This is a genomic window from Haloarcula mannanilytica, from assembly GCF_005406125.1.
Classification (GTDB): Archaea; Halobacteriota; Halobacteria; order Halobacteriales; family Haloarculaceae; genus Haloarcula; species Haloarcula mannanilytica.
In genome coordinates this window covers 41,213-54,479 of the sequence record NZ_BIXZ01000011.1, presented here as the reverse complement: position 1 = coordinate 54,479, position 13,267 = coordinate 41,213, and the positions used below count along the sequence as shown (strand labels likewise).

General features: G+C 60.3%; 9 protein-coding genes. 3 read left to right on the top strand and 6 right to left on the bottom strand.

From position 1 onward, the window contains the following. Positions 1 to 186: 186 nt before the first annotated feature. Together Harman_RS19005 and Harman_RS19000 are read right to left on the bottom strand one after the other, a co-directional pair. Positions 187 to 411, bottom strand: a complete 225-nt coding sequence (locus tag Harman_RS19005; RefSeq protein WP_137685276.1) for a hypothetical protein — start codon at positions 409 to 411, stop codon at positions 187 to 189. Between the two features lie 291 nt (positions 412 to 702). After that, positions 703 to 1,167: a universal stress protein gene (locus Harman_RS19000; protein WP_137685275.1), complete on the bottom strand. Its 465-nt coding sequence runs from the start codon at positions 1,165 to 1,167 to the stop codon at positions 703 to 705. Between the two features lie 909 nt (positions 1,168 to 2,076). Here Harman_RS19000 and Harman_RS18995 point away from each other — a divergent pair. Continuing rightward, positions 2,077 to 3,504 carry a family 4 glycosyl hydrolase gene (locus Harman_RS18995; protein ID WP_137685274.1) on the top strand — a complete coding sequence of 476 codons (1,428 nt, stop codon included), beginning with the start codon at positions 2,077 to 2,079 and terminating at the stop codon, positions 3,502 to 3,504. 138 nt (positions 3,505 to 3,642) lie between these two features. Continuing rightward, complete coding sequence (locus tag Harman_RS18990; RefSeq protein WP_137685273.1) at positions 3,643 to 4,671, top strand: SGNH/GDSL hydrolase family protein; 1,029 nt, start codon at positions 3,643 to 3,645, stop codon at positions 4,669 to 4,671. A 34-nt stretch (positions 4,672 to 4,705) separates the two neighbouring features. On the opposite strand, the gene Harman_RS18985 is transcribed toward Harman_RS18990, so the two are convergent. Both Harman_RS18985 and Harman_RS18980 read right to left on the bottom strand, forming a co-directional pair. Next, the gene (locus tag Harman_RS18985) at positions 4,706 to 7,438 is read right to left on the bottom strand and encodes a family 78 glycoside hydrolase catalytic domain (protein WP_137685272.1); all 2,733 of its coding nucleotides are present in this window, start codon (positions 7,436 to 7,438) and stop codon (positions 4,706 to 4,708) included. A 176-nt stretch (positions 7,439 to 7,614) separates the two neighbouring features. Beyond that, on the bottom strand, positions 7,615 to 8,793 hold the full coding sequence (locus tag Harman_RS18980) for an oligogalacturonate lyase family protein (protein ID WP_137685271.1): 1,179 nt from the start codon (positions 8,791 to 8,793) through the stop codon (positions 7,615 to 7,617). Positions 8,794 to 8,911: 118 nt separating this feature from the next. On the opposite strand from Harman_RS18980, the gene Harman_RS18975 reads away from it, so the two are divergent. After that, entirely contained in the window at positions 8,912 to 10,816 is a 1,905-nt protein-coding gene (locus Harman_RS18975) for an ABC transporter ATP-binding protein (RefSeq protein WP_137685270.1), read from the top strand. A 36-nt stretch (positions 10,817 to 10,852) separates the two neighbouring features. Here the strand turns inward: Harman_RS18975 and Harman_RS18970 are convergent, their stop codons facing one another. Beyond that, the gene (locus Harman_RS18970; protein WP_137685269.1) at positions 10,853 to 11,605 is read right to left on the bottom strand and encodes a hydroxypyruvate isomerase family protein; all 753 of its coding nucleotides are present in this window, start codon (positions 11,603 to 11,605) and stop codon (positions 10,853 to 10,855) included. Further along, the gene (locus Harman_RS18965; RefSeq protein WP_137685268.1) at positions 11,606 to 12,715 is read right to left on the bottom strand and encodes a Gfo/Idh/MocA family protein; all 1,110 of its coding nucleotides are present in this window, start codon (positions 12,713 to 12,715) and stop codon (positions 11,606 to 11,608) included. Between the last annotated feature and the right edge of the window lie 552 nt (positions 12,716 to 13,267).

Here is a 13,267-nt window from a genome sequence, read left to right as displayed (position 1 = left end):
TGCTCCGCCGCTCGCCCCGATAAATTTCCGCCTATTCAATGGACTATTATTGACCATGTTTCCCACGGACTATCTGTTACAATCGGTACATATATAACTTTCTCCTAGATTGCATATAGCAGTGACACGACAGACCCTCAAGAGGTACGCTCGTGGTGAGTTCCATGATCTCTCGATTTCGCTCGCTCACTCGTTACTTCGCGCACAGAGGACCATCAGCCCGAACGAGAGCGACCCGAGTACGAGAAACGTGACGATCTGGACAACAGTGATAACGTACGTGCTAGACCCGCTCTCGATGGCCGTCAGAGCGGTCCCGAGGATGAGCAACGACAGCACTGATACCATAAACAGCAGTCGGAAGTGACGACGGAACCGACAGAGTACGGTGGTGAACGTTTCGTCAGGCATCTTGTGGACAGTTCCATCCCAGCTATCACAAAGGTTTCTGTGTCGGCGCCACGAACGCGCTATCCAGGTACCGAATACCTGAGATATGCCGTCATACCGCTCCAGTGAACGCCGACGGCGGTACCGCCGCGGTGGCTTGTCTCGGGCCAGCCAGAAATAGCTCTGTTCGCCCTCGCGATAGCCCATTCCGATGTAGTCGGGGACCTTTCACCACGAGTCCGTGAGCAGCATTTAGACGACTCCAGTATCTCGGTCTGTCCGCCTGCACGAGAGCCCAACGACGACGGCCGGTCAGTCCATCATGAGTGTCACAGTGCCGTCGAAGTTGAGCAGGATTCGCTGAGCGAAGTCACCGAACAGGGCCTTTCCGGTCGGCGAACGTCGACGACCGACGATAAAGACGTGATCGCAGTTGCGCCGCTCCGCAGTAGCGATGATGTCATCAGCAATGTCGCTCTCCGTACTGACGATGCCCTCCGCAGTGAACTGGATCGAATCATCGACGGACGCGAAGACATCTTCCGCGAACTGTCGCGCGAACTGCTTTGCGGTCGAAGCCGAACCGGGGTCACTGTAAGACGTTCCCTCGACCTGTTCTATCACTTCCAGGTTGTCTGCCGTCTCCTTGACCTGCTCCGGCGTTATCCACGAGAGAACGGTCAATTCCGCACCGCTACCGTGAGCGAGTTGTCCGGCTTCAGCGAGCAGTTCCCGGTGGGTGTCAGTGTCGTCAATGACGACTAACGCGTTCTCCATGCTCCCGTGTTTACCAGTCACTCAAATAAGTGTATTGTCCACAGTAGGGGACCTACTGAGTAGCCATTTCCATCAAGCGTAAATCGGACTCGACACATCGGGAGAACTGTCCGAGTCAGGGTCCCCTTTTCGGGATTCCTGTTGTAATATATCCCTGTTCGACGTACCAGAACTGTTCGCCGCTCTCGCAGATATCGGCGACGGACCACAACGACTGCGATGGCTCGGAGAATCCCAGTCGACTCGGTCGATTATTACGGGTTGTCGAGTGGATCTGCGTGACCGCCTGTAGCGTTGCTACAAATGTCGGTGCCCAACAGCGAATTGTGTCTGTAACTATAAAACGTCCAAATCCAGTACAACAAAACGCCTTAGTAGACTCTGGAATACCAGACCAGCTCGAGACTGTTTGTCCGTAACTGTTGTAATTGATGAATTGAGGGGCTGTATATGTGTTTTTAGTTTCCGAGCTGTATAGAGTACAGCATATTCGTAGTAGATATTCCACGATCATAATCCGGTAGTATCGGAAAGCCCCTCGATATTGCCGGACCCCTCCAGAGGAAAGGTTACAGACATACGTGTGTAAACTATATACAATAGAGTAGGCGATAGTCACACAGAAACACCTATTCTGTAGAGAAATGAGCTGCATCGCTTGAATCCAATTCATCCGATATTATCGGAAAGAAGTGTATATCGTATACTTTCGCTAGTTCAACTCCTGGGCTATGCTACCATTGCCACTGATAGTGTGGGCTACCGAGACACAGATACGCGACCGAGATGTTACCAGATATTGGTTCGGATATGATGGCTATCGGTCGCCAGACCCGATAATCGCTGCCGCTATCGGCTACCGCAGGCATGACGCCAACTACTTTGTCCTCCGGTGTGTGTGACGTTCATATGCACCAACTCGGAGAACGTGGGTCATCCGGATCACCAACATCGGTGACAATCGGGTATATCGGCGGCGGTAGTCACGGCTGGGCGCACACGCTCATCAACGACCTCCTCCAGTGTACCGACCTCGCAGGGGAGGTTACACTCTACGATATTGACTACGAAGCGGCCACGCAGAACGCGGAGTTGGCAAACGGTCTGGCAAACCGCTCTGAAGCCACTGGTGACTGGACGTTCGAAGCCCGCCAGAACATGGACGACGCGCTCGACGGAGCCGACTTCGTCATCTGCTCGATTCAGGACCCGGTCGAAGAGACGTTCGTCCACGATCTCGACGTGCCACAGGAGTACGGTATCTACCAGACCGTCGGGGATACAGTCGGGCCCGGCGGTATCTTCCGTTCGATGCGAGCGATCCCGCAGTACCGCGAGATCGCCGCTGCGGTCCGCGAACAGTGTCCGAACGCATGGGTGATCAACTACACGAACCCCATGACGGTCTGTACGCGGACGCTGTACGAGGAATTCCCCGACATCAACGCTATCGGACTCTGTCACGAGGTGTTCGAAACCCAGCGACTGCTGGCCGACATGGCTGAGAGGTACATCGACGAAGCCGACAGCGTCTCCGCCGACGAGATCAATCTGAACGTCAAGGGAATCAATCACTTCACGTGGGTCGACGAAGCCTACTGGCACGACCACGATGTCTTCCAGTATCTGGACCGCGAACTCGAAAGCAAAAAACCGCTGCCGCAGTTCGAACCCGGCGAGTTGCGCGGGGAGTCATACTGGATAAACCACCAGCAGATCGCGTTCGATCTGTACGACCGGTTCGGGCTGCTCGGCGCCGCGGGTGATCGACACCTCGCCGAGTTCGTTCCCTGGTATCTCGACATCGACGAGCCCGATGAGATCCACCGCTGGGGTATCAGGCTGACGCCAAGTTCCGCGCGCACCGAAGGCGGCGAGGGGCCGGCGAAGATGCAACGACACATCAGCGATGCGGCGGACTTCGAGTTCACCGAGTCCGGCGAGGAAGTCGTGGACATCATGCGGGCGCTGGTCGGCATCGAACCGATCAAAACGCACGTCAACTATCCGAACCGAGGGCAGACACCCGACCTGACAGCGGGGGCTGTCGTCGAGACCAACGCCGTCGTCACCGGTGGCGGGGTCGCACCGATCACTGCCGGAAAGCTACCGCGTGAAGTCCGCTCGATGGTCATGCGTACGGTAAACAACCAGGAAACGCTCGTCGAAGCCGGCTTCGCAGGGGACCTTGATCTCGCTTTTCAGGCGTTTCTCAATGATCCGCTCGTCACGATCCAGCGCGATGCGGCCCGCGAACTGTTCGCTGACCTCGCCGAATTCGAACGCGAGTATTTACAGGCGTATAATCTCGACAGCGCCGCGGTGCTGGAAGGGTAACACCACCGTGTCCGGAGTTCTCAGTCCCAACAGTCACGAACAAATCACCCGATAGCAACTGGAGTCCGCTCGGTAGAGAGACTGGACGACGGCGAATGGACCCAATAATTGATAATGGTGTCGTGTTACGGTACGCTCATGCACCACGATGGCATCCAGTTCCACAATGTTGGCGAGGTTCGGTCCGTCGAGGGACGGGACGGAAAGCTCCTCCAGCGAGTTCCGGAAGCGGTGCGGACGGACCTCAACGAGGGCGCGCAGTCGCGCATGCGCCACCCCGCGGGCGTCGAACTCCGGTTCGTCCCAGAAGGGCCTGTGAGGGTGACACTCTCGACACTTCCCGGCGGGAGTGCCAGCGTCGGCACCGTCCGGGTCTTCTGGGGACCGATTCAGGGCGCGACCGAAGTCGATGTCGGGCAGTCGCCGACGACAATCGAGGTCAAAACGCCGGAGAAACTGGCCGACCTCGACCCGTCGGCCCGTGACGACCTCGCGTTCGATCCGCGGGTCTGTCGGATCCAGTTACCGGGCGAGCACCGCGGTGGACCGATGGTCTACCACGGTCTCGATGGCGATGTCCGTCCGCCACGCGAGGATGAACTTCCCGACCGACGCTACCTGGCCTACGGCACCTCGATAACGGAGGGCGAGGCCCCGCTGGGCGAGCACCTGAACTATGTCAGCCAGACGGCCCGGCGGCTCGACGCCGACCTGGTCAACCTCGGCTCGTGTGGGACGGCCTACTGCGATAGCGCGATTGCGGACCACATCGCCGAGCGCGACGACTGGGACATTGCCACGCTGTCCATATCGGTGAACATGGTTGGGACCTTCCCCCCTGAAACGTTCCGCGAGCGCGCCGAGGCGATGATTGACCGAGTCGCGAGCGCCCACCCCGACAAGCCAGTCGTCGCAATCACTATCTTCCGGAACGCCCGAGACGTTTGTCAGAGCGAGGACCCCGAGGCGATGTGTGAGCGGTTCCGTGCGGAACTCCGCGAGGCAGTTGCTGAAACACCCCACGAGAACGTTTCCCTTCTCGAAGGGCCGGCCCTGCTCCCGACTATCGAGGGACTCACAACCGACCTTGTCCACCCGGGGGACAACGCCATGAGTACGATCGGTGAAAACCTCGCCGGGGAACTGCGCCCGCTACTCGAAGACTGAGTGGGACAGCGGGGAGTGTTCGAGGATTTCGGACTTATTCGACCGCAAACCGGTACGTCCCCGATGTAAGATCGACCTCGAACCGCTTGCCATCTTGGACACTCGTGATGCCGTCGGCGAGCGCCGTTGCTCTCATCCCGCTCTGGATCGGTTCCCCATCTGCGGTCACGGTGGCATCTCGTTCCCGTGTCGGAAGCGCGACGGTCGCCGATGTGTTCCATGGGATGGTCGTCTCAAGCCGGAATTTCGGGCTGTCGGCAGGGGTCTCGTTCGCCTCGTGAGTCCATGCGACCTCGACGGTTCCTCGTTCGGTCGGCATCTGACCGGAGGCCGATGTCAGCCCCGTAGCGGGTGGCCGTATTTCGACATGCTCACCGGCAATACCGTCGGGGCGAACACCCAGGAGCGTCCGTAAAATGCTCACCAGCACTGTCGACCCCATTGCGTGGGACTCGCTACGGTTGTGCCGGTGGTCGGCCGGCAGGGAGGGGTCTCGACACCGCCAACTCTCCCAGGTGAACGTGCCACCCTGTGCGAGGATGTTCGCCCAGCCGTCGGTTTCAGCGTCCGTCACCAGATCCACGACTGCCTCGGGTCGGTCCGCCGTCGCAAGCGCCCCAAGTAACCACCTGACTGTCATCGGCCCCATCTTCATGCCGTCAGCAGCCACGCGGTCCGCGACGGTGTCAACGTGCGCTTTAGGGACGAGGTCGAACGCCAGTGGCAGGGCGCTGGCGTGCTGGGAGGTTGATGTACTCGCGTCGGCCGCGTCGCAGCCATCGACGTACCGGTCGCCCCGGCGCAGGTGCGCGTCGATTGCATCTCGGAGATCACGCCGTCTGTCACGATAATGAGCCTGCTCGCATTCCGGCCGGTCAAGCGCGGCTGCGATGTCGGCCGCCCGACCAAGGGCGCCCGCACAGAGAACGTTGACCGTCGTTCTCGCCGCCCAGTCCCGGTCGTAGCCGTAGCGCATTTCCGGCGGCCAGTCGATAATACCCTCCTCGTAGCAACTGTTGTCGCCGCCGGAGAGGTGCATGACGAGTCCGGTGTCACCATCGACGTGGCGCTCGACGTAAGCTGCGACCGACTGCACGACTGGGTACGCTACGTCGAGTGTCTGGCGGTCACCGGAGATACGATAGTACTGCCAGACCCATTCCGGAAACGAGACGGTGAACTCCGGGATATCTCGCTTGCCGTCGCCGTTCGGATACACTGCGTTGAGTCGCCCCTCACACGCCCAGTAGCGGTAGTGTGACCGGATGAACTCCGCAATTGCCTTCCGGGTCAGCCGCCGCTCCGCGAAGGCGTGGGTCGTCGTCTGCGAGATGTTAAACGCGTCGAGCAGGAATTGCCCCTTCTCGCGGGTTGGCGTGTCGACGAACTGCTCCTGACAGCCGTACAGTGCGGAGTGCCGAGCGAGTTCGAAGACGCTGTCGACGGTTTCGTTCGCGGATTCGAACGTCGCTGCCCCTGTATCGGGAACGCTATTCCTCCGTGTTAGCAGGCGCACTTGGTCGGTATCGAGGGATTCGCCGGGGTCGTCGATCTGTAGGTATCTGATGCCGAGAGAGTTGAACGGTCGGAACCAGCCTTCGCCCTCTGGCTGGACGTACTCGTAACTCATGTCGGTCCACTGCGTGCCGTCGGTTTCTGCGACCGTTCCGTCGTCGTCGCGTCGATAGCCCGCTTTGAGTTTGACACGGTGACCATCGTCCCCCGCCTCGAATCGAACCGCTGGGATACCCGCATAAATGCGTCCGAAATCGACGACGTACGAACCGGAACCGAGATGGTCTATCGACGCCGGTTCGACTGGTGACCGGACCACGTCACAGTTCTGTGCGACGAGACGTGTCCACGGCTCTGTCGGATGCGTCCCGACGACAGCCGCGGCCTCCCACGTTTCCGTATCGAACCCCGGTTCGGACCAACCGTTCGGTTCCGCCCGTCCGTCGATACGCTCGACCGGTTCGGCGATCTCGTCGTTTCGTAATGGCGCGTCCTCCCGCCATTCGGCCGTTCGGACGAGCCAGGACCCGTCAGTGACGACGGTCCGTTCGGTCCCATCGGCGAACCGCAACTCGATCTGACAGATGAACCCCGGTTCCGCGGCCGGTCGGCCCTGCCCCTCGCCGCTCCAGTGAACCAGCGCTCCAACTGCGTTCTCGCCAGTCACGAGAGCATCAGTGAGTGACACCGTCTTGTAGTACTGATAGTCCGGATAGGAAAACGACGGCCCACGGTCTACTTGGGTGCCGTTTACCGAGAGTTCGTACTGGTGGCTGGCGGAGACGTACGCTCTCGCCCGGTCGATTTCCGTTTCGATAGTGAGCGGCCGGCGAACGTAGGTGAACTGACCGCGCTGGAACGAGCCGTCTTCGGGGCGACGGATCCAGGATGCCTGCCAGTCGTCGGCGTGGCGAAGCCCCGTCTCCCAACAAGCGGGTTCGCTCCACTCGCTTGGCTTGCCGGCTTCATCCCACACGCGAACCGCCCAGTAGTAGACAGTTCCCGATTCGAGAGCGGGACCGCCGTACGTCACTGACGGTCGCCCCGTCGACTGCTTGCCGCTGTCCCAGACATCCACTGTCCGTGGGGAGAGCCGGTCCGGGGTCGACGTGACAATAACTCTGCACGCCGTCTGTCTCGCAGTACGGCGCTCAGTGTCGACCCGCCATCGGAGGTTTGGGGCCGGTTCGTCGATTCCGACCGGGTTCTGCGCGTACGCTGTTCGCAAGTCTACTGGCTGATTGCGTGACATTATCGCTCCTGTCTGCAATGGCCCTCGCAGTCAGGAAAAGCATACCGGCGCGGATGCGGCGACTGGCGCGTTCTGAAACCGGTAATGGTGACCGTCGAACTGGACAGATAGCCACGAGAACCAGCTCTGGACGGTCCAGAACCCCGGAGACAATAAACCGGGCTGTCGAGACTAAGCTAGTCACGCCCTCCGGTGAATCGCGGTAGCTCGTCGACTGATTCGGGAATTTCAGCGAGGTAGACATCGCTGCCGGTTCCGCCCCGGGAACTATCGAAGACGACGTGCCTCCCGTCCGGACGCATCCGCGAGTGAGGGTGAACGTCGTCATCCCCGCTCCAGCCGTGAACGGCGAGCTTTCGGGGTGTTGTGTAGCCGTCGGTATCTTCGGCCCACCGCCACAGGAGAACGAACGGCACGCCGCGATACGTGCCATCGCCGACGACCAGTTCGCGCGTATTGCTGTGGAAGTGGGTGTAGATATCCGGTGCCGGCCACTCGTTCTGTTGCGTGCTGTCGTATCGGATATGACCGAAAAACGGGTCGGGGTCGTCGCGGCTGCCCCGCCAGCCGTGGTACCCGACTGTCTCGCCGTCGGCGAGCCAGTATTCGTGTCCCACGGCCTCGTGATCGTCGGTCGGACGGACCGGCCACGTCTCGTCGGTTTCGAGATTCAGTGCCCAGATACGCTCGACTCGCTCCCACGGCCCCTCCTCGGCGTACGTGACGAGTTCGGGTCGGGTCGGCGACGCGTTGACGTGATTGAGCCACCGGGTATCCTCGACGTGGACCGTCGGCTCACCCCCTTCTAGCGGAATCGAGAGGACCTTCGAGTGTGGGCCTGCCTCCATGCGGTCAGCGATCCACTGCTCCCTGGCGTCCGACTCCCGCTCGATGTCGAGCTGTTCGGAGAGGGCTGTGACGACCCGCGCTCCGTCGGCCGTCCCCGCAGCGATGCTTCCGTTGTATCCATCCGGAAGCTCGTACAGTGTCCTCAGCCCGAGGGAATCGAGGTCGAGTGCGGCGAGGAAGTCGTCACACCAGAACAGCGCGACCGGGTCGGTCGGCATACGGGTAATGCCGCTGATAGGCTCCGGGAGGTCCGTCAGCTGCGTTATCGTGCCAGAGTCGAGCGCGACCGAGTAGAGGTCCTGTGTTTCGTCGCGGTCAGAGCGAACGAGCAGTCGACGACCATTGTCGTACCAGCCCGGCTCGGTGAAGTACAGGTGTCGACTGTCGGCCGTTGGCTCCGTGGTCAACCGGGTGATCGTTGCGCCGGTTTCCGGGTCCTCGTATCGCTCGCACTCCGACGGTAGCGTTCGACCGGCATTCGGCCCCTGTTGTAACTTGTCTCCCATCTGTGCCGGCAAACGGGGCCCCGGCTGAAAAAGCTACGCGACAGTGCGGGGTCGTTAATGCAGCGAGAGAGAAGTTATCGGTCCCCGACGGGCCAAACTATTTGCACGACCGGACGCGATGGTTACTGGAACAGTGCCCGATAGCGAGTACCGATTGGAGCAGTACCGTGACGTGATCGAGTGGCCGCTGCTGCGTCTGTTCACGCAGTTCAGCCACAGTCGTCGCGGGTGGTTCTCGGTGGGGCTCCTCGCCGGGCTGTTCGAGCGTGCGGCGTCGCTGGTGCCGCCGTTCATCCTCGGTGTCGCCATCGACGCCGTGTTCACGGATTCGATACCGTACGAACTGCCGCTCGTCCCTGCCGGAGCAGTGCCACCGACGCGAGTAGGACAGCTGTGGTTTTCCTTTGGCATCATTTTCGGGTGCTACCTGCTCACGAGTCTGCTCGCGACGGTCCGGATGCTCACCGTCGACTATTTCACGCACCATCTGATGCACGTCGTTCGCACGGCAACGTACGACAAGATCCAGCGCCTGGACGTTCGCTTCTTCGACGGCCACGAGAAGGGCGAACTCATGAGCATCCTGAACAACGACATTTCCAACTTCGAGCAGTTCTTCGACGACGCGCTCACCAGGGCGGTCCGCATCGGGACGGTACTCGCCGGAAGCACCGCGATACTCCTCTATCTGAACTGGCAGCTCGCAGTCGTCACGCTGGGAGCGGTGCCGTTGCTCACGGTGTTCACGCTGTGGTTCATGCGGCGTGTCGAGCCGATCTACGACGCTATCAGGTCGAGCGTCGGCGGTATGAACACCCGGCTCGAAAACAATCTCGGCGGCATCACCCTCATCAAAACGATGACGACCGAGGCATACGAATCCGGGCGCGTGAGGGCTGTCTCTGCCCGCTACTTCGAGACCAACTGGGAGCGAATCAAGCTGAACACGCTGTACCACCCGGGAAGCAACCTCATTACGAACCTGTCGTTCGCGGCGACCTTTCTCATCGGCGGCTACTGGGTCGTCGTCGGGCCGCCGCCGCTTTTCAGCGGCTCGCTCACCGTCGGCTCGCTGGTAACGTTTCTGTTCATGAGCCAGCGGTTCACCGGGCCGCTCAAGCAGATCGCCGTCATCATCGAGCAGTATGAGAACGCACGCGCATCCGGGAAACGCGTCGTCGGCCTCATGGACATGCCCGTCGCCATCGAAGACCTGCCGGATGCGACAGAACTGACCGCGGTTGCGGGCCATGTCGAGTACGACGACGTGTGCTTTGGGTACGAACCCGACGAGGAGTACGTCCTCAACGGGATTTCGTTCGACATTGACCCGGGCGAGACTGTCGCGTTCGTCGGCCCCACCGGTGCGGGCAAGTCCACTGTCGTCCGATTGCTCATGCGGATGTACGAGACGGACGAAGGGTCAGTCAGCGTCGACGGCCACGATGTCCGCGACGTGACGCTGTCGAGTCTCCGTGACACTATCGGCTACGTCAGTCAGGAGCACTACCTCTTCGGGGGGACTGTCAAGGAGAATATCACATACGGAACGTTCGACGCGAGCGATGCCGACGTTGTGGCGGCCGCGAAAGCTGCACAGGCGCATCAGTTCATCACCGAACTCCCCGACGGGTACGAAACTGCGGTCGGCGAGGAAGGCGTCAAGCTCTCCGGCGGGCAGCGCCAGCGAATCGCTCTCGCCCGCGTCGTCCTTTCGGAGCCCGAGATTCTCGTTTTGGACGAAGCGACCAGCGATGTCGACACCGAGACTGAGATGCTCATCCAGCGTTCACTCGACGAGATAACCGTCGACAGAACGACGGTCGTTATCGCCCATCGGCTATCGACGATTCGCGACGCGGACACGATTTTCGTCCTTGATGACGGCGAAATCGCCGAGCGGGGGAGTCACGAAGCCTTGCTAGACGAGGACGGGCTCTATGCGAACCTCTGGAAGGTACAGGCCGGCGAAATCAGCGATCTGCCCGAAGAGTTCGTCGAGCGCGTGTCACGGAACAAGTGAGAGCGACGAGTGGCCGGCAGGTCCGCGCCACTCCCGTCAACGCCAGTCCAGCACGTCGGCCATGGCTGCATCGGCATCGCCGACCGGCGAGAATTCACATCCAACGTAGCCGTCGTACTCCGTCCGGTCTATCGCCGCGAAGACGTTCTCGTAGTTGAGTTCGCCGGTGCCGGGCTCGTTCCGTCCGGGTACGTCTGCCACGTGAATGTGCCCGATTCGGTCGATGTTCGCCGTGATGGTCTGGATGACGTTGCCCTCGGTGATCTGTTGATGATACACATCGTACAGCAACCCGACGTTCGGCGAGTCGACTTCGTCGATAATCTCGAAGCCTTCGTCGGATGACGCAAGGTAGTAGTCGGGGTGGTCGACTGCCGTATTCAACGGCTCCAGCAGGAGCGTCACGCCTGCCGATTCGGCGTCGGACGCGACACGGGAGAGGGTTTCGACGATGGTCTCGTGCTGGGTCGTCCGTGGGATCTCTTCCTGGTCTGGCCCGGTCGTCACGATGAGTGTCGGGATATCTCGGTCCCCCGCCATCGTAATCGATTCGCGTAGCGTCTCGACGGCCTCGTCAGTTACGTTGGGGTCAGTCAACGTCCCGCCTGCGACACAGCTGATGATGGGAATATCGACATCCGCTGCGACGGTGTCGAGACGGTCCATGTCCTTCCCGCGCCAGTCCCAGAACTCGACGGCATCGGCCCCCGCCTCGGCGGCCCGGGTAATTCGCTCGTGGAACGGCTCGTCGTCGTACACCATCTCCAGGCAGACTGATACGCGCGGCATTCATTCCTCTCCCGTGGTCGGGGCAGGAGACAGGGCTCCAGAGTCAACCATCGCTTCGAGCGGGTTGTCATCGATATCGAGCGGTAAGTCGACACGACCGCGTCGGCGAGATGACTCGTAGGCGGCGAAGATCAACTCGGTCGCGTTCAGCGCGTTCTCCGCGCTCAGTTCCGGTTCCTCGTCGGCTTCGAGACAGCGGACGGATTCGGCAATCGCGCGGTCGATGAATGCCCAGTCGTGTAGCCCGTCTTCGGTCTGGACCGATTCCCATTCCTCGTCCCCGGCACGGCGGATTCGCAGCGTCGGCAGACTCTCGTCGTTATCGCCGGACGGCCCGAGTTCGATAGTCCCGTGGGTACCGATCAATCGGTGGTGACAGCCGACCGCGTTCGTCGGACCGCCGGTGTCCGTGCTGTCGCTCGTTGCGAGACCGGTGACGCCGTTCTCGTACTCCCAGAGAACGACGGCCTGGTTCTCGTTGTGCGTCCCGAAGAGGACGTTCTCCTCGCTGTAGTCGATCTGCCCCATCGCCCAGTCGGCCGGGACCTCATCGTTGAAGTAGTTACAGAGGTCGAACGAGTGTGTGCCGTAATCGAAGAGTCCGACCGGGGCCGCGAACTCGATCCGTTCGAGGTCGCCGATTTCGCCGGTATCGAGGAGTTCCTTCGCCGTTCTGACCGCGTCACTGAACCGCCGCTGATGGTTAAACGTCAGTTGCACGTCGTGGTGGGCGGCTTCCTGTGCCATCATGCGTGCCCCGCCGTAGCTGTCGGCCATCGGTTTCTCGCAGTGAACCGCTTCCACGACACCTGAACGGATACAGTCGATTGCGATGGTGGCGTGGACTGACGGGGGCACACACACGGAGACGATGTCGGGTTCGACTTCCCGGAGCAGTCCGTCGGAGTCTTCGAAGACGTTCTCGTCCGGGATATCGAACTCGTCGGCGAACGCTTCGGCGTTCTCGGGGACGATGTCAGCACACGCGACGAGGTCACACGCGGGGAGTTTCTCGTAGGCCGCGGCGTGGTGATACGCCATCGCGTAGCCGTCTTGGTCGGGGTCATCTGGATCGGTACCGGTGCCGATAACAGCAACTCGATGTGACATACGCTTTGATTCTGGACACGATGGTATAACAATTGTCACTAGAATCGACCTCTGTCGCTTCCGCGGTAGGTCTCCCGCTGTGACGATATCGAACGGGCTACCGAACACATGCCAGTGGTTACTGATATCACCGTCGTTCTATTGTATAGAACGATACGACAACTCTGGTCTTAGGCTTCCAGAATCTATTTTTTACCGTTCTGTAAGCGAGTTCGGGTTTCAGACGATATACTGTCTCTACCGTACCATTCGGCTGTTCATTGTGCATGCTGGGATGTGTCGTCCGTGAGGGCAGCACTGATCCTGGAGTGAGCAAGTACATTTATGCAAAATACTGTTCTATTTAAAGGAATTGGGCCTGTTGTGGAATCGGACCCGCGTCCGTCGGTAGTTTTACGCTGGCGGTAGGCATCCTGGCAGGGACACCGACTTCGTAACTGGCGCTACTCTCTTCGAATGCTTGGACTACCACGCAGCTCTTGTGCAGTCAAACGGGTGGGGTGCTAGATGCGGGGAATAACAGTGGTACACACGTTATGATTTCGAACCAGG